General features: G+C 65.2%; 19 protein-coding genes. 18 read left to right on the top strand and 1 reads right to left on the bottom strand.

Annotated features, from left to right (window positions below; genetic code table 11):
* The first annotated feature begins 427 nt into the window (after nt 1–427).
* Nucleotides 428–1,153 (top strand): NYN domain-containing protein, encoded by a 726-nt coding sequence (locus tag EP237_RS09290; protein ID WP_127560421.1) that lies wholly within the window; start codon nt 428–430, stop codon nt 1,151–1,153.
* A 6-nt stretch (nt 1,154–1,159) separates the two neighbouring features.
* On the opposite strand, the gene EP237_RS09285 is transcribed toward EP237_RS09290, so the two are convergent.
* Entirely contained in the window at nt 1,160–1,594 is a 435-nt protein-coding gene (locus tag EP237_RS09285; protein WP_127560418.1) for an EamA family transporter, read from the bottom strand.
* 193 nt (nt 1,595–1,787) lie between these two features.
* Here EP237_RS09285 and ftsW point away from each other — a divergent pair, with 193 nt between their 5' ends.
* The 17 genes from ftsW (at nt 1,788) to recN (ending at nt 17,218) form a co-directional block, all read left to right on the top strand.
* On the top strand, nt 1,788–2,954 hold the full coding sequence (gene ftsW / locus EP237_RS09280; protein ID WP_127560416.1) for a putative lipid II flippase FtsW: 1,167 nt from the start codon (nt 1,788–1,790) through the stop codon (nt 2,952–2,954).
* Between the two features lie 4 nt (nt 2,955–2,958).
* Nucleotides 2,959–4,074: a UDP-N-acetylglucosamine--N-acetylmuramyl-(pentapeptide) pyrophosphoryl-undecaprenol N-acetylglucosamine transferase gene (locus EP237_RS09275; protein ID WP_127560414.1), complete on the top strand. Its 1,116-nt coding sequence runs from the start codon at nt 2,959–2,961 to the stop codon at nt 4,072–4,074.
* On the top strand, nt 4,071–5,471 hold the full coding sequence (gene murC / locus EP237_RS09270) for a UDP-N-acetylmuramate--L-alanine ligase (RefSeq protein WP_127560412.1): 1,401 nt from the start codon (nt 4,071–4,073) through the stop codon (nt 5,469–5,471). The genes EP237_RS09275 and murC overlap by 4 nt, the downstream gene beginning before the upstream one ends.
* Before the next feature lie 42 nt (nt 5,472–5,513).
* The gene (locus EP237_RS09265) at nt 5,514–5,768 is read left to right on the top strand and encodes a DUF2484 family protein (RefSeq protein ID WP_206052273.1); all 255 of its coding nucleotides are present in this window, start codon (nt 5,514–5,516) and stop codon (nt 5,766–5,768) included.
* Entirely contained in the window at nt 5,768–6,031 is a 264-nt protein-coding gene (locus tag EP237_RS09260; RefSeq protein ID WP_127560410.1) for a DUF2484 family protein, read from the top strand. The genes EP237_RS09265 and EP237_RS09260 overlap by 1 nt, the downstream gene beginning before the upstream one ends.
* On the top strand, nt 6,021–6,323 hold the full coding sequence (locus EP237_RS09255; RefSeq protein WP_127560408.1) for a hypothetical protein: 303 nt from the start codon (nt 6,021–6,023) through the stop codon (nt 6,321–6,323). The genes EP237_RS09260 and EP237_RS09255 overlap by 11 nt, the downstream gene beginning before the upstream one ends.
* A 64-nt stretch (nt 6,324–6,387) precedes the next feature.
* A complete protein-coding gene (locus EP237_RS09250) occupies nt 6,388–6,693 on the top strand; it encodes a hypothetical protein (RefSeq protein ID WP_127560406.1) in 306 nt (101 codons plus the stop codon).
* A complete protein-coding gene (locus EP237_RS09245; RefSeq protein WP_127560404.1) occupies nt 6,693–7,004 on the top strand; it encodes a hypothetical protein in 312 nt (103 codons plus the stop codon). Before EP237_RS09250 ends, EP237_RS09245 begins: the two co-directional genes overlap by 1 nt.
* A gap of 37 nt (nt 7,005–7,041) precedes the next feature.
* Nucleotides 7,042–7,314: a hypothetical protein gene (locus EP237_RS09240; RefSeq protein ID WP_127560402.1), complete on the top strand. Its 273-nt coding sequence runs from the start codon at nt 7,042–7,044 to the stop codon at nt 7,312–7,314.
* Between the two features lie 45 nt (nt 7,315–7,359).
* A complete protein-coding gene (murB, locus tag EP237_RS09235; protein ID WP_127560400.1) occupies nt 7,360–8,298 on the top strand; it encodes a UDP-N-acetylmuramate dehydrogenase in 939 nt (312 codons plus the stop codon).
* Between the two features lie 123 nt (nt 8,299–8,421).
* The gene (locus EP237_RS09230; RefSeq protein WP_240661593.1) at nt 8,422–9,300 is read left to right on the top strand and encodes a D-alanine--D-alanine ligase; all 879 of its coding nucleotides are present in this window, start codon (nt 8,422–8,424) and stop codon (nt 9,298–9,300) included.
* Entirely contained in the window at nt 9,288–10,181 is an 894-nt protein-coding gene (locus EP237_RS09225; protein ID WP_127560396.1) for a cell division protein FtsQ/DivIB, read from the top strand. The genes EP237_RS09230 and EP237_RS09225 overlap by 13 nt, the downstream gene beginning before the upstream one ends.
* On the top strand, nt 10,178–11,512 hold the full coding sequence (ftsA, locus tag EP237_RS09220) for a cell division protein FtsA (protein WP_127560394.1): 1,335 nt from the start codon (nt 10,178–10,180) through the stop codon (nt 11,510–11,512). The genes EP237_RS09225 and ftsA overlap by 4 nt, the downstream gene beginning before the upstream one ends.
* A 250-nt stretch (nt 11,513–11,762) precedes the next feature.
* A complete protein-coding gene (ftsZ, locus tag EP237_RS09215; protein WP_127560391.1) occupies nt 11,763–13,361 on the top strand; it encodes a cell division protein FtsZ in 1,599 nt (532 codons plus the stop codon).
* Between the two features lie 288 nt (nt 13,362–13,649).
* Nucleotides 13,650–14,573 carry a UDP-3-O-acyl-N-acetylglucosamine deacetylase gene (lpxC, locus tag EP237_RS09210; RefSeq protein ID WP_127560665.1) on the top strand — a complete coding sequence of 308 codons (924 nt, stop codon included), beginning with the start codon at nt 13,650–13,652 and terminating at the stop codon, nt 14,571–14,573.
* A gap of 98 nt (nt 14,574–14,671) precedes the next feature.
* Nucleotides 14,672–15,544: an outer membrane protein assembly factor BamD gene (locus EP237_RS09205; protein WP_240661592.1), complete on the top strand. Its 873-nt coding sequence runs from the start codon at nt 14,672–14,674 to the stop codon at nt 15,542–15,544.
* A gap of 24 nt (nt 15,545–15,568) precedes the next feature.
* Nucleotides 15,569–17,218, top strand: coding sequence for a DNA repair protein RecN (recN, locus tag EP237_RS09200; protein WP_127560389.1), 1,650 nt, complete (start codon nt 15,569–15,571; stop codon nt 17,216–17,218).
* Nucleotides 17,219–17,266: the final 48 nt, after the last annotated feature.

The raw sequence follows: 17,266 nt of genomic DNA, 5'->3' as shown, positions 1-17,266 counted from the left end.
GGAAAGCGGGGGGTGCCCCCCGTACACCGGGCGTACACCCCCTGTGCACCCCCTGTGCAGACGAAAGTCGGTTTCGCCGACTGCGTCACCGACCCGGGAGCGGCCCTCCTCAACCCCCGGCTTGCGCCGGAGGCCTCGTCGGGCCGCGTTGCCACGGGGGTGTGGCGCGGAAGGTGTGTCGGGTCTGGCGGCGGGTCCGGTTGCGAGGGCGGGATGCCTCCGGCGGAGGTATTTTTGCCAAGATGAAAGGGCCGGGGCAGGAGGAGAGGCGCGGTTTTGGGCTGCGACGGGGGCGTCACGGGCTGTTGTCCGAGCGGCGGGCATGACGGATCGCGGCGACGGATGGGGTCGGAAAATCGCCGATCCGTCCCATTTTCGTCAAATAGGTCCGACAGGCTGAGCCCATTGCAAGTGTCGGGAGAGCCCAATGAGTCGCGTGTCCGTTTTCGTCGATGGAGAGAATATCTCGGCCAGTTTCGCGTTGAGGATTTTCCATGCGGCGCAGGAGTTGGGCGAGGTTGATCTGCTGCGCGCCTATGGCGACGCGGGGCGGCTCACAGGCTGGGAGGACACGGCCGGGTTCCGGCTGATCCATTCCGGCACCGGCAAGAACGCCGCCGATCTGCTGCTGACGGTCGATGCGATGGAACGGGCCTTGAGCGGGGCCTGCGACGCGGTGGTCATTGCCAGTTCGGACGGGGATTTCCGGCACCTGGCCGAGCGGCTGCGCGAACGGGGTGTGATGGTCCTGGGGATGGGGCAGGAAAAGGCCGGGTTGCGGTTCAAGGCCAGTTGCAGCCGGTTTGTGTCTCTCAGTCAGAAGCCGACATTGCCTGCCGCCGCTGCGGCGCAACCTGCTGATCTGCCGGATGACCCTACGCCGAGCGACCCCAATCAGCCGCTTACCCTGAGGGGATGGCCCAAGGCGATCACTCAACTCATCCGGGACTACGGGTACTCCGGCGGGTTGACGACCGGAGAACTCGGCATGCTGATGGGCGAGCGTCATGGGGCACACATTCGCGATCATCCCGACAAGATGTGGAAAGAGTATCTTGAAAAGCGCCACGGCATGTTTCTGCTGGAGCAGAGCGCGCGCGGACTTGTTGTCTCCATTCGGTCTGACGCTCAGGCCCGCATCGCGGCGGAATGACCCCGCTCAGCCAACCGCCACCAGCATCGTGCCCAACCCGATCAGGGCCACACCGCCCCAGCCGAGGCCGCTGAGCCGTTCCCCCAGGAAGGTCGCAGCGAAGACGGCGACCAGCACCACGCTTAGCTTGTCCACGGGGGCAACGCGAGACGCGTCCCCCAATTGCAACGCCCGGAAATAGCACAGCCAGGACGCCCCGGTGGCGAGGCCCGAGAGCACCAGAAAGACCGTGCTGCGCGGGGTGAGCGCGCTGAGCCCCTCGGTCTTGCCGGTGGCCCAGACCAGACCGCCGAGGGCCAGCATGACGACGATGGTGCGCAGGAAGGTGGCGAGGTCGCTGTCGATATCCTGAACGCCGAGTTTGGCGAATATGGCGGTGAGGGCGGCAAAGACGGCGGCCAGACCCGCCCAGACTTGCCAGCTTGTCGCGATCTGTCCCATCTGGGCTCTCCCTTTTTTTTGTTCCGGATGTCGGGCAGCGTGGCACAGCCAGCCGGGAAGGAACAGCGCGGAGCGGATCGGGCGGGGCTTTGCCAAGGGATGCCATTTCCCTAGCCCCGGGTCCGTTTTCACGCTAGACTGCCGATCAGACCCGGAAAACCGGGCGAACAGAGGCAGTATCGGGCGGTACTCAATGACGGAAATGGCGCATGGCACGGTGCTCGTGCAATCTGGCGAAGCGATTCTGCCGCGATGGTGGCGAACCGTGGACCGGGTCACTCTGGCCTGTATTCTCACCCTCTTCCTGATCGGGCTGCTTCTGGGCTTTGCCGCCTCGCCGCCGCTGGCCGAGCGCAACGGGCACGACCCGTTCTATTACGTCTCGCGGCAGGCGTTTTTCGGGGGCATGGCCTTCGTGGCGATGATCCTGACCTCGATGCTGACGCCCACGATGGTGCGCCGGATCGGCGTGATGGGGTTCTTCGCGGCCTTCGCGGCGTTGGCGTTGCTGCCGGTTTTCGGCACCGATTTCGGGCAGGGCGCGACGCGGTGGTATTCGCTTGGCTTCGCCTCGGTGCAGCCCTCGGAATTTCTCAAGCCCGTCTTCGTGATCTTCACCGCCTGGATGATCGCAGCGAGCCAGCAGATCGCGGGGCCGCCGGGCAAGACGCTGTCGCTCTTTGTCATGCTGATCATCGTGGGGTTCCTGGTGATGCAGCCCGATTACGGACAGGGGGCGCTGATCCTCTTTGCCTGGGCGGTGATCTATTTCGTGGCGGGGGCACCGATCTGGGTGCTAGGGCTTGTGGCGCTGGTGGTCTGCGCGGGCGGGGTCTTTGCCTATTCCACGTCGGAACATGTGGCGCGGCGGATCGACGGGTTCCTGTCGCCCGAGGTCGATCCCAACACGCAGCTGGCCTATGCGGCCAATGCCATCCGTGAGGGGGGCATCTTCGGCACCGGATTGGGGGAGGGATCGGTCAAGTGGACGCTGCCTGACGCGCACACGGATTTCATCATCGCGGTCGCGGCAGAGGAATATGGGCTGGTCCTGGTCCTTCTGATCATCGCCCTCTTCGCCACCGTGGCAATGCGGGCGTTTTTCCGGTTGATGAAGGAGCGTGACCCGTTTACCCGGCTGGCCGGTGCGGGGATCGCGTCGCTCTTCGCGTTGCAGTCGATCATCAATATGGGGGTGGCGGTGCGCCTGCTGCCTGCCAAGGGGATGACGCTGCCCTTCGTGTCCTATGGCGGCTCGTCGCTGATTGCGACGGGGATCGCCGTGGGGATGCTTCTGTCTTTCACCCGGTCGCGTCCGCAGGGCGAGATCGGCGATATCCTTCTGAACCGACACAGGTGAGTACATGTCAAACGGCCCCCTCTTGATCATCGCGGCAGGCGGAACGGGCGGGCATATGTTTCCCGCGCAGGCGCTGGCCGAGGTGATGATCCGCAAGGGCTGGCGGGTGCGGCTGTCGACCGACGCGCGGGGCGCGCACTATGCGGGCGGGTTCCCCCATATGGTCGAGGTGCGGCAGGTGGCGTCGGCCACCTTCGCGCGCGGCGGTGTGCTGGCCAAGCTGCTGGCGCCGTTCCGCATTCTGGGTGGGATCGTGTCGGCCACGCTTGGCATGATGCGCGACAAGCCTGCCGTGGTGGTGGGCTTTGGCGGCTATCCGACGATCCCGGCGCTGGCGGCTGCCTGGATCACCCGGCGGCCCCGGATGATCCATGAACAGAACGGGGTTCTGGGACGCGTCAACAAGCTCTTTGCCAAGCGCGTCGATGCGGTGGCTTGCGGGACGTGGCCGACGGCTTTGCCCGCGGGCGTCGAGGGCATTCATACCGGCAATCCGGTGCGCGGCGCGGTCCTGGACCGGGCGGGCGCGGCCTACATAAGCCCTGGCGATTACCCGATGAGCCTGCTGGTCATCGGCGGCAGTCAGGGCGCGCGCATTCTGTCGGATGTGGTGCCCGCTGCCGTGGCGCTGCTGCCCGAGGAGATCCGCCAATATGTGCGCGTCGCCCAACAGGCGCGCCCCGAGGATCAGGACCGCGTCATTGCCGCCTATTACGAGACCGGCGTGGGCTGCGAGGTCGAACCCTTCTTCCGCGACATCCCCCGCCGCCTGTCCGAGGCGCAGCTTGTCATCAGCCGCTCGGGCGCCTCATCGGTAGCTGATATCTCGGTCATCGGGCGCCCGTCGATATTGGTGCCTTACGCTGCCGCCACCGCCGACCACCAGACCGCCAATGCGCAGGGGCTGGTCGAAGCAGGCGCCGCGATCCGCATTCCTGAAAGCAAATTCACCCCCGAGGCACTGGCCGAGGCCATCGCCACCGTTCTCAGCCAACCCGATGCCGCGCTGAAAATGTCTCAGGCCGCGCTGTCTGTCGGGATGCCCAATGCCACCGATCTGCTGGTCGGGTTGGTCGAGGAACTGGCCGGGGAAGACGCCACCGAAAAGGACACCGCATGAACGCCGCCGCCACCAAACTACCCACCCAACTGGGCGCGATCCATTTCGTCGGTATTGGCGGCATCGGCATGTCGGGCATTGCCGAGGTGCTGCTGAATCATGGCTACGCGGTGCAGGGGTCGGACCTGAAGCCCTCGAAAATCACCGAGCGGCTGGAATCTCTTGGCGCGCGCATCTTCATCGGGCAGGCCGCCGAGAATCTGGAGAATGCCGAAGTCGTGGTGATTTCCTCCGCCATCAAACCCGGCAACCCGGAGCTTGATGCCGCGCGTTTGCAGGGCCTGCCGGTGGTGCGCCGGGCCGAGATGCTGGCCGAACTGATGCGTCTGCGGTCGAACATCGCCGTGGCGGGCACGCATGGCAAGACCACCACCACGACCATGGTCGCGACGCTGCTGGATGCGGGCGGGGTCGATCCGACGGTGATCAATGGCGGGATCATCCACGCCTATGGATCGAACGCCCGTGTGGGGCAGGGCGACTGGATGGTGGTGGAGGCCGACGAGTCAGACGGCAGCTTCAACCGCCTGCCCGCGACCATCGCCATCATCACCAATATCGACCCCGAGCATATGGAACATTGGGGCGATTTCGACCGGCTGCGTCAGGGCTTCCTCGATTTCGCGTCGAACATCCCTTTCTACGGGCTCGCCGTCTGCTGCACCGACCACCCCGAGGTGCAAAGCCTCGTGGGCAAGATTACTGATCGCCGGGTTGTTACCTACGGGTTCAACGCGCAGGCCGATGTGCGGGCGGTGAACCTGACCTACAAGGCGGGCGTGGCGCATTTCGACATTCGTTTGGGCAATGAGGAGCAGGTGATCGAGGGCTGCACCCTGCCGATGCCAGGCGATCACAATGTCTCCAACGCCCTGGCCGCCGTCGCTGTGGCCCGCCATCTGGGCATGAAATCCGCGGAAATCCGAGAGGCGCTGGCCAATTTCAAGGGTGTCAACCGCCGCTTTACCAAGGTGGGCGAGGTGAACGGCATCACCATCATCGATGATTACGGCCACCATCCGGTGGAAATCGCCGCCGTACTGAAAGCCGCCCGGCAGGCGACCGAAGGCCGGGTCATCGCCGTGCATCAACCGCATCGCTACAGCCGGTTGCATTCGCTCTTTGAGGATTTCTGCACCTGTTTCAACGAGGCCGACGTGGTCGCCATCGCCGAGGTCTATGCGGCGGGCGAAGACCCCATTGAAGGCGCCACCCGCGATGGTCTGGTCGCAGGCCTCGTCGCCCACGGCCACCGCCACGCCCGCGCCATATTGAACGAGGATGATCTGGAACGGCTGGTCCGGGAGCAAGCCCGGCCGGGGGATATGGTCGTCTGTCTTGGGGCAGGGACGATTTCCGCTTGGGCGCATGGCCTGCCGGAGCGGTTGAAGGGCTAGATCCGAAACGCGGGCTGGCCGGTAAGAAGAGGAGGGTTCGACATGACCATTTCGCTCACCCTAGCCTGCGTCTGGGTCGTGGCGGCGGCCATCGTCGCGTTTCTGCCGATGCGGATGCAGTATGTGCCGGGGCTGACGCTGCTCATTCTCGCGGTTCCTCTGCTCATCTATATCGGCATTCAGCATTCCTTCTGGGTGGTGTTGCTGGCCGTGATGGGGCTGGTGTCGATGTTTCGCCGCCCGCTCTGGTTTCTGGGACGACATCTGTGGGGACGTCTGAGAGAAGGAGGCACGTGATGCCGTTTTCCCTGACTTTGGCGAGCCTTTGGGGGCTTACGGCCTGCCTGTTGGGCCTGACCCCGAGCCGCTATCACTGGCCTGCGGCCATCGTTCTGATCGCCACGGGCATCCCGTTGCTGGGATATACGACCATGCAGATGGGGCCGTGGTGGGGCTTGGCCCTGCTTGCGGCGGGCGTGTCGGTGCTGCGCTGGCCGGTGTTTTATGCGGGACGCTGGCTGCGGCGTCGGCTGTTGCAGGGGGGTGCGCATGAATCCTGAGGCGCTGATCGCCATTGGTACGGGGCTGGTTGTGGGCTCTGGCATCGGGTTTGTGCTGGGGCGCTATGCGGGCGGGGGCTGGTTGTTCAGCTTTTGCCTGCTGTTGGGCCTGCCCGCGCTCGGCCTGCTGAGCAGCGATCTGCTGGAGGCCATCGGCATTCCGCGCGAAGGGTTCAACCATCTGGGCTATGTCGCCTTCAGCATGTTGGTCCTGATGCCGGGCCTGGCCGGGGCGATCGTCTTTGGCGGGATCGGCCTGTGGCGTGCGTCGCGGGTGCGGGGGACCGATTGAGATGGCCGCTCGGGTCCGGGACGCGTGGATGGTCGGCCTGGAACAAATGAAGGAATAGCGGAGCATGTTGTTGGTCATTCTCCTGGTCGTGGCGGTCTATTTCACGGTTGGCGGCATCCTAGGCTATATCCTCGGCCGCGTCTTCGGGCGGGGGCCGCTGCTGGTGGTCTGCGTGCTTCTGGGGCTGGCGACCGTCGCGTTTCTGATCCTGCCCGCGATCGGAGTGGACATGTCGGCGATCCTTGGCGATGACGCGCAGGGAAACCGGATTTTGGGATACAGCGCCTTGGCGCCCGCCTTGGTCGGGGCGGTCCTGTTCGGCTGGCTGGGGCTGCGGCGCGCCGCGATGTTGCGGGGGGATCGGGACTGATGTCTCCGGCGATCTGGATCATGCTGGCGGTGTGCCTTGTGCTTGGGTTCGGCCTGTCCTGGGTCATCGGACGCTATCTCAGCCGGGCGCTGCTGCGTGGGGTCTGGCTGGCACTGGTGCTGATCTTTGCCATGCTGATGTGGCCCGTGCTGCAGATCTGGGCTGGCTGGCGCGAGGGCACGGGGTTTGACGGTGTGGCGGAGTTCTACCTTGCTGTGGGGTTCGTGCTGCCGACGCTTCTGGCCTCGGGTCTTGGAGGCCGCTTGGGCGCGCGTGCCAAGGCGGCGCGGCGCGCCCGGGACGACAGCTAGGGCTGGACAAATTCGGGCGGTCACCGCAGTCTGAGCCATGGTTTATATCCTTCCGATCTTCTGTTTTGTGATCCCCTTGATCATCGGCACCGTTGCGATGCGGCACCGCAAGGGCTGGCTGGTGCCGGTGCTGGCGCTGCTTGGGGCGGCGATCATGGCCTGGGCGATTGTTCAGGGCCGTCAGAGCACGGGGTTCGACGGGATGGGCTATGCGATTGTCGCGATCCTGATGGCGGCGCCTGCGATCCTCGGTGTCCTGATCGGCGGGGCGATCGGCTGGTTTCGCCGTCGTGCAGAGGCGAAGGGATAACGCCGGGGCTTGCGCCTGTGCCAAGGCGGCAGTAGCCAAGCGGACATGACACAGATGCCGACGCCCCGGGGCCGCCTGACGCCCGACCGCCCGCTTTCCGATCTGACATGGCTGCGCGTCGGCGGGCCTGCGGACTGGCTGTTCCAGCCCGAGGATGTGGAGGATCTGAGCGATTTCCTCGCCGCATTGGACCCGGTGGTTCCGGTCTTTCCCATGGGGGTCGGCTCGAACCTGATCGTGCGAGACGGGGGCTTGCGCGCGGTGGTGATCCGGCTGGGGCGCGGCTTCAACGGGATCGAGACGGGGCAGGGGACGGTGACGGCTGGTGCGGCGGCGCTTGACGCGCATGTGGCGCGCAAGGCGGCGGCGGCAGGGCTTGACCTGACTTTTCTGCGCACCATCCCGGGCAGCATCGGCGGCGCGCTGCGGATGAATGCGGGGTGCTATGGCAGCTATGTGGCCGATCATTTCCAAAGCGCCGAAGCGGTGCTGCGCGATGGTGCCCGCGTATCGCTGACCCCGGATGACATTCAGTTCCAGTACCGTCAGACCGATCTGCCCGAGGGCGCGGTCATCACCTCGGTGACGTTCCGCGCAGACCCCGGTGACCCGGAGGCGTTGGAGGCTCGCATGGCCGATCAACTCGCCAAACGCGACGCGACGCAGCCCACGAAAGAGCGCAGCGCCGGCAGCACCTTCCGCAATCCGGCGGGATTTTCCAGCACGGGGCGCGCGGATGATGTCCATGACCTCAAGGCCTGGAAGGTGATCGACGATGCCGGCATGCGGGGCGCCAGTCGGGGCGGCGCGCAGATGTCAGAGAAGCACAGCAACTTTCTGCTCAATACCGGCGGGGCGACGGCGGATGACCTCGAGTCCCTTGGCGAAGAGGTTCGAAAAAGGGTTTTCCAAAACAGCGGAATAGAGCTAGTATGGGAAATCATGCGCGTCGGCGAACCGGCGGGCGGTGACAAGCCGGAGTAACCGGCGCTTGCCGGGCAACCGGCGACAATAACGATAAGCCAGACGGGCAGATAAGCCCGCGGCATGAATGAGGCACAGGTGGCGGATAGTTCGGGCAGAACACTCCCCACAGTTGCGGTTTTGATGGGCGGGCTCTCAGCCGAGCGCGAGGTCAGTCTGTCATCCGGCAAGGAATGCGTAACCGCGCTGAGGGATGAAGGATTCACGGTGATCGAGGTCGATGCGGGCCTTGATCTGGCCAAGCGGCTTGCCGAGATCAAACCAGATATCGTGTTCAACGCGCTCCACGGTCGGTGGGGCGAGGATGGCTGCGTGCAGGGCATCCTGGAATGGATGCGGCTGCCCTATACCCATTCGGGTGTTCTGGCCTCAGCCCTTGCCATGGACAAACAGCGGTCCAAGGACGTGTTCCGCGCGGCGGGCATTCCGGTGATGGATAGCATCATCGCCCCGAAATCCGAGATCATGGCCGCCCATCTGATGGACCCACCTTATGTGGTGAAACCCAATAATGAGGGGTCCTCGGTCGGGGTCTATATCGTGCAAGAGGCGGCGAACGGCCCGCCCGCGCTGTCCGAAGATATGCCCGAGATGCTGATGGTCGAAACCTATGCGCCGGGCCGCGAACTGACCGTCACGGTGATGGGCGACCGGGCGCTGACGGTGACCGAGATCTTCACCGATGGCTGGTATGATTATCACGCCAAGTATTCCGTCGGCGGATCGCGCCACGAGATGCCCGCCGATGTGCCGCAGGAGGTGTTCGACGCCTGCATGGAGCAGGCGCTGACCGCGCACAACGCGCTTGGCTGTCGGGGCGTGAGCCGCGCCGATTTCCGGTGGGACGACACGCGTGGGCTGGACGGGCTGATCATGCTGGAGGTCAACACGCAGCCGGGCATGACGCCCACCTCGCTGTCGCCAGAGCAGGGCGAACATTGCGGCATCAGCTTTGGCCAGATGTGCGCCTGGATGGTGGAGGATGCGTCATGCGACAGATAATCCGCCGCCGGGGGGATGTGCCGCGCGATCCCGCGCCCTCGCGCTGGTCCTACCGGGCGCAGCGGTTGTGGCTGACGCCGCTGTTCCGGTCGGTGCTGCGGGTCGGTATCCCGTCTTTCCTGATTGCGGGAGCGGTTGGGCTTTATGCCTCTGACCCCACGAATATCCAACAACTGCAGGACAGTGTCGCGGAGATCCGCCGGTCGGTCGAGGACCGGCCCGAATTTCGCGTCAACCTGATGGCGATCGAGGGCGCGACCCCGGTTCTGGCCGAGGAAATCCGCGCCACGCTGGCATTGGACTTTCCCACATCCTCCTTCGATCTGGACCTGCCACGTCTGCGCGAGCGGGTCGAGGAGATCCGCGCCGTCGAAACGGCAGAGCTTCGCATCCGGTCGGGCGGGGAACTGGCCATCATCGTGACCGAACGCCGCCCGGCACTGGTCTGGCAGGCGCGCGAGGGGCTTTGGGTCGTGGATGCGGGCGGCGAACGGGTGGCGCCGCTGCTGGCGCGGCCGCAACTGGTGGACCTGCCGGTGATCTCTGGTGATGGCGCGAACGAGGCGGCGGCCGAAGCGATGGCGCTCTTTGCCGTGGCGCGTCCCTTGGGGGACCGGTTGCGGGGCCTCGTGCGGATGGGCGAGCGCCGGTGGGACGTGGTGCTGGACGGCGGTCCGCGCATTCAGCTGCCCGCCGATCAGCCGGTGCGTGCGCTGGAAGAGGTATTGGCCCTGCATGACGCGCAGGAGCTTTTGGACAGGGATGTGGCTCGCGTCGACATGCGCGATGGCACGCGGACAGTGTTGCAACTGACCCCGCAGGCAATGGCGGAACTGCGCCGCATGCGGGCGACGGATATCACGGGAGAGCGGAACGGATGAGTATGCTGTATCAGTCACAGCGGGCCATGCGCGCCAAGCGTCAGGAGGCGATGCGCCGGGGCGTGATCGCCATTCTCGATATCGGCAGCTACAAGACATCTTGCCTTGTGCTGCGCTTCGACAGCTCGGACGACCTGCACCCCTCGGAAGAGGTGGGGGCCATGGCGGGGCAGTCGAATTTCCGCGTGATCGGCGCGGCGACGACCCGGTCGAGGGGCGTGAAATTCGGAGAGATCGACACGGTTCAGGAAACCGAACGCGCCATTCGCACCGCCGTGCAGGCGGCGCAGAAGATGGCCAATATGCGCGTCGACCATGTCATCGTCAGCTTCTCGGGTGCGCGGCCCCGGTCCTACGGGCTGGTCGGCGAGACGAGCTTGCAGACCGGCACCGTGACCGAATGCGATGTGGCCCGCGCGCTGGCCGCCTGCGAGGTGCCCGATATCGGCGAGGGGCGCGAGGTGCTGCACGCGCAGCCGGTCAACTTCGCGCTCGACCACCGGTCGGGTCTGAAGGATCCGCGCGGGCATGTGGGCAACCGGCTGTCGGCGGATATGCATATGCTGACCATCGAGGCCCATGCCATCGAGACGCTGCTGCATTGCGTGAAGCGCTGTGATCTGGAACTGGCCGGGGTGGCCTCGTCGCCTTATGTGGCGGGCGTCTCCAGCCTTGTCGAGGACGAGCAGGAGCTTGGCGCGGCTTGCGTCGATCTGGGGGGCGGCACCACGGGTGTGTCGATCTTCATCAAGAAACACATGATCTATGCGGACACCGTGCGCATGGGCGGCGATCACGTCACCAGCGATATCAGCCAGGGGTTGCAGATCCCTGCCGCCGATGCGGAACGGATCAAGACCCGGTTCGGCGGGCTGGTGGCAACCGGCATGGATGACCGGGAGCGGATAGAACTGGAGGCCGATACCGGCGATTGGGAACATGACCGCCGGTCCATCAGCCGGGCGGAACTGATCGGCGTGATGCGGCCCCGGGTCGAGGAGATCCTCGAAGAGGTGCGCGCCATTCTGGAGGATGCGGGCTTCGACCATCTGCCCTCGCAACGGATCGTTCTGACCGGCGGTGGCAGCCAGATTCCGGGCCTCGACCAACTGGCCAGCCGCATCCTCGGCAACCAGGTGCGCCTTGGCCGCCCGCTGCGCGTGCAGGGCCTGCCGCAATCGGCCTGTGGCCCGGCCTTCTCGGCCTGTGTGGGGCTAGCGCTTTTCGCGGCCTATCCGCAGGATGAATGGTGGGATTTCGAAGTGCCCGCCGACAGATACCCCGCCCGGTCCCTGCGCCGCGCGGTGAAATGGTTCCGCGACAACTGGTGATCCGCGGACAAATCAGCCGGACCCGACCCTGCATCTTTGGTGTGGGGCCGGTATTCTGACGCTAGATGCAGGGGGAACGAGCAAAATCCCGCCGCCATGCCCGGATTCTGCCCCATATTTCGCGTCATTGGGCCAGTTTTTGCGTGACGCCCCGTAGCGAACGCGTTAGGATTCATTCCAAACAAGGCAGAAATCGGCTATCCGGCACAAGATCGGGGCCATCAAACAAGAACCACAGGCGGACTTTCAAATGACCCTGAATTTGACCATGCCGGATCAACCGGACCTGAAGCCGCGCATCACCGTGTTTGGCGTTGGCGGGGCAGGCGGCAATGCCGTCAACAACATGATCGACCAAGAGCTTGACGGCTGCGAATTCGTGGTCGCCAACACCGATGCACAGGCATTGCAGCATTCCAAATCCTCCTCTCGCATCCAGATGGGCGCGAAAGTGACGGAAGGTCTGGGCGCAGGCGCGCGCCCTGCCGTGGGCGCCTCTGCCGCCGAGGAAAGCATCGAGACCATCGTTGACCACCTGGTCGGCGCGCATATGTGCTTCATCACCGCCGGGATGGGCGGCGGCACCGGCACCGGTGCGGCCCCGATCATCGCGCAGGCCGCCCGTGAACTGGGTGTGCTGACCGTCGGCGTGGTGACCAAGCCGTTCCAGTTCGAAGGCGCCAAGCGCATGCGGCAGGCGGATGAGGGCATCGAGGCGCTGCAAAAGGTCGTCGATACGCTGATCATCATTCCCAACCAGAACCTGTTCCGGCTGGCCAATGAAAAGACCACCTTCACCGAAGCCTTCGCGCTGGCCGATGATGTGCTCTATCAGGGCGTCAAGGGCGTGACCGACCTGATGGTCCGTCCCGGCCTGATCAACCTCGACTTCGCCGACGTGCGCGCCGTGATGAACGAGATGGGCAAGGCGATGATGGGCACCGGCGAAAGCGAGGGCGAAGATCGCGCGGTTCAGGCCGCCGAGCGCGCCATTGCCAACCCGCTGCTCGATGAAATCAGCCTCAAGGGTGCCCGTGGCGTGCTGATCAACATCACCGGCGGCTATGACCTGACGCTCTTTGAACTGGACGAAGCCGCCAACCGCATCCGCGAGGAAGTGGACCCGGAGGCCAATATCATCGTGGGTTCCACGCTGGATGTGGAAATGGAAGGCAAGATGCGCGTGTCCGTCGTGGCCACCGGCATCGATGCCGCCGAAATCCATCAGGACATCCCGGCGCCGATGCGCCGCCTGCACACGGACTCGGTTGCCATGTCAGGCCGGGGTGGTGCTGCCGCTGCGGCCGCTCCGATGATGCTGGAAGAAGAGATCGAGGAAGAGCAGCCCGCTGCCACGCCGGAACCCAGCCTCTTTACCCGCTTCGATGCGGAAACCGCCCATGAACAGGCGGAAGACCTGTTCGAAGAGGATGACGGCATTCCGGCCCCGGCCTACACGCCTCAGGTGGCCGAATCCGCTCCGGCCCCGCGCCCGACGGCTCGGGTCGCTTCGGAACCGGTGGAAGAAGACTACGTCGCTCCGCGCGCCAACAAGGGGCATCCGACCCCTGAAACGCTGGCCCGTCTTCGCGATGCGATTGCAAAGGACCGTGGCAATGCGCCCCGTGCCGCCACCCCGGCCCCCGAGGCGGAGGATCACGGCAACAGATCGCGCTTTGGCATCAATTCGCTGCTCAACCGCATGACCGGCCATGGCGAAGAGGCCCCGGTGCCCACACAGCGCCGTCAGCCAAGCATGCAGTCGCGCGCCCATCACGAGGAAGACCAGGTCGATCCCGAGCAAGACCGGATCGAGATCCCTGCCTTCCTGCGGCGTCAGGCGAACTGATCGCGTTACACATTGTGACCGAGAGGGCCGCCCTTCGGGGCGGTCCTTTTTCGTTCAGGATCAGGGAGATACGTGGTTGTCCACAGGCCAGTGGCGAAAATCTGCCGACATATTTCCGCTTTGTTGCAGCGAGTCACAATCCTTGAATTGTTAATCATGAAGGGGGCGGTTAAGCCCTTGGTCATGCAAATGGAGGGGGCACTCTGTTTGCCATGGGGATTGCATCATGGCCGTGAGACACGGGCTGCGTTGGACCTCATGATCCTGGGACAGACAGTGGAGCGCGCCTTGCAGGCCACCATCAGAACAGCAGTTCAATTCAAGGGCATCGGGCTTCATTCCGGTCGCCCTGCGCGATTGACGATTCATCCGGCGGCGGCCTCTTTCGGCATCTGGTTCCGGCGCAGCGACATTACTGACCGTGACAACATGATCCCGGCCCGCTACGACGCGGTGCCGCAAAGCCAGCTGTGCACCATCCTGCGCAACGAGGCGGGGGTCGAGGTTTCGACCGTGGAACATGTTATGGCCGCGCTCGTCGGCTGCGGCGTTCACAATGCGTTGGTGGAAATTGACGGGCCGGAAGTGCCGATCCTCGACGGGTCGGCCGCGCAATTCGTGCGGGGCATTCTGGCACGCGGCGTGCAGGGGCAGGGCAGCGCGATCACCGCGATCGAGATCCTGACGGAGGTCAGCGTCGAACAGGGCGACGCGCGCGCCACGCTGCGCCCCTCGGCCAGCATGAAGATGCGCTTCGATATCGAGTTTCCCGATGCGGCCATCGGCCGCCAGACCCGCGAAATGGACCTGTGCAACGGCCATTTCGTGCGTGAATTGTGCGATAGCCGCACCTTCTGCCGTCAGGCGGATGTGGAATTCATGCAGGCCAACGGGCTCGCGCTTGGCGGTGTGCCCGGTGAAAACGCGGTTGTCGTGGACGGGGATTATGTGACCAGCCCCGGCGGTCTGCGCCATGCCGATGAACCCGTGCGCCACAAGATGCTGGATGCGCTTGGCGATCTGGGCCTTGCCGGGGCGCCGGTGCTTGGCGAATACGAGGGCGTGCGCGCCGGTCACATGCTGACCAACCAGCTGTTGCGAAAGCTGTTCGCGACCCCCGGCGCGTGGCGCATGGTGGAATGCACGCCCGATCAGGCGGCGCAGCTTCCCGGCGTCGATCTGCACCCCGAGGACCTGTCCGCCGTTGCGTGAAACGCGCGAGGGACGATTCAGGCGTTTTGCCCTCAGAATTAATGTGCTAGGACCAATGGCAGAGAGGGCAGGCAAGCAAGCTTGCCGCAAGTAGACGCATGAGGTTTCGGGCAATGGCACGGGGGCGAGGATTGCTGAGAACTGGGTTGAAAGCGAGCGTGGCATTGGCCTTGGTCCTGTCGCTTTCGGCATGTGCCAGCTGGCGCAACCGGAACAATGACACCCCGATCGAGGAGATGGAGGCGCAGCCGATCTTCCAGCAGGCCGAGGCCGAGATGGAAGCGGGAAATCCCGATGATGCCGCCGCCCTGTTCCTTGAGGTCGAACGCCTGCACCCCTATTCGGAATGGGCCCGGCGCGCGCTGATCATGGCCACCTATGCCTATCATCAGGACCGCGATTACGAGAACAGCCGCGCCACCGCGCAGCGCTTTCTCGACTTCTACCCCGCCGATGAAGATGCCGCCTATGCCCAGTATCTGCTGGCGCTGTCCTATTATGACCAGATCGACCAGGTGGGTCGCGACCAGGGTCTGACCTACCAGGCATTGCAGGCCCTGCGGGTGGTGATCGAACGCTATCCCGACAGCGAATACGCCGCCTCCGCGATCCTGAAATTCGATCTCGCCTTCGATCATCTGGCGAGCAAGGAAATGGAAATCGGGCGCTACTACCTGCGCCGCGAGAACTATACCGCCGCCATCAACCGCTTCCGCGTGGTGGTGGAGCAGTTCCAGACCACCAGCCATACGCCCGAGGCGCTGTTGCGTCTGGTCGAGGCCTATCTGGCGCTTGGCCTGCCCAATGAGGCACAGACCGCCGGCGCAATCCTGGGCCACAACTTCCAGGCCTCGCCCTTCTATGACGATGCCTTCCGCCTGCTCAACGATCAGGAACTGGCACCTGAGGCTGCGGGTGAAAGCTGGTTGCGCGAGATCTGGCAGCAGACGGTGCGCGGGGAATGGCTCTGACGCTCAAGGGCCGTGAGGGCAGAGATGCTGCGCAATCTCGACATTCGTGACATGCTGATCATTGACCGGCTGGAGCTGAGCTTCCAGCCGGGTCTGAATGTGTTGACCGGCGAAACCGGGGCGGGCAAGTCGATCCTGCTCGATTCTCTCGGCTTCGTTCTGGGGTGGCGGGGCCGTGCCGATCTGGTGCGAGCAGGCGCTGAACAGGGTGAGGTCGAGGCGGTTTTTGATTTGCCTCCCGGCCACGGTGCGCACGCGGTGCTGGAAGAGGCCGGCCTGCCCGGTGGCGATGAACTGATCCTGCGCCGCGTGAACACCGCACAGGGGCGAAAGACGGCCTGGGTCAATGACCGGCGGGTGTCGGGCGAGGTGTTGCGGGCGCTGTCGGACACGCTGGTGGAGCTGCACGGGCAGGGCGATGACCGGGGCCTTCTGGACCCGCGCGTGCATCGCGACATGCTGGACGATTTCGGCGGGCTTGGGTCGCAGCGCGACGAGGTGGCAGCCCTTTGGCGGGCCGTTTCAGCCGCCGGACGGGCGCTGGCCGCTGCCGAGGCGGAAGCTGCGGAGCTGAAGGCAGAGGAGGATTTCCTGCGTCATGCGGTGGCGGAACTGGACGGGCTCGACCCGCAACCGGGCGAGGAAGAGGTGCTCGACGCGCGCCGCCGCCTGATGCAGGGGGCCGAGAAGATGCGGTCCGACGTGGCGCGGGCGCTGGAGGCGCTCGGAAGCCAGGGCGGCGAGGGCGCTCTGTCGGATGCGCTGCGCTGGCTGGACGGGCTGTCGGACAAGGCCGAGGGCGGGTTGGAGCAGCCGCTGGCAGCGCTCGAACGGGCGCTTGTGGAATTGGGCGAGGCGCAGGCGGGGGTGGAGGCCTTCGCGGATCGGCTGAGCTTCAACCCGGCGGAGCTGGAAGAAACCGAAGAGCGGCTGTTCGCGCTTAGGGCGCTGGCGCGAAAGCATGGCGTTGCCCCCGATGATCTGGGCGGATTCGCGGAGGAATTGCGCGGACGCCTGGAAGCGCTGGATGGATCGGTTGCGCATCTTGGGGCGCTGAAAACGGCGCGGGACCGGGCGCGGGCAGCGTTTGATACGGCAGCCGACGCATTGACCAAAGCGCGCGTGGAGGCGGCGGCGCGTCTGGATGCGCGGATCATGCAGGAACTCGCACCGCTGAAGATGGAACGCGCGGTCTTCGTGACCGAAATCTCGGCCACTGACCCCGGCCCGACCGGGCAGGACGCGGTGGTCTTCGCCGCTCGCACCAATCCCGGCGCACCGATCGGGCCGTTGAACAAGGTGGCCTCGGGCGGGGAGTTGTCGCGGTTTCTGCTGGCGATGAAGGTCTGCCTAAGCGAACGGGCCGAGGGGCTGACGATGATCTTCGACGAGATCGACCGGGGTGTCGGTGGGGCGACCGCCGATGCGGTTGGACGGCGGCTGAAAGCGTTGGCGGAGGGCAGCCAGGTGCTGGTCGTCACCCATTCCCCACAGGTGGCGGCGCTTGGGGCGCATCACTGGCGGGTGGAGAAGCGCGTCGAGGGCGAGGTGACGCTGAGCCGGGTGGTGCCCCTGTCGAACGCGGATCGCGTGGGTGAGGTGGCCCGGATGCTGTCGGGCGACACGGTGACCGACGCCGCGCATGAGGCGGCGCGGGAATTGCTGAAACTCTGACCGGTGTGGCCGCGCATCGCGCGCCTTGACAGGCCGGGTGAAGGCGTC

Origin of the sequence: Nioella ostreopsis, from assembly GCF_004000255.1 — a bacterium.
GTDB lineage: Bacteria > Pseudomonadota > Alphaproteobacteria > Rhodobacterales > Rhodobacteraceae > Nioella > Nioella ostreopsis.
Note: the sequence above shows the minus strand (reverse complement) of the source record. Positions and strands in the feature narration are given on the sequence as shown.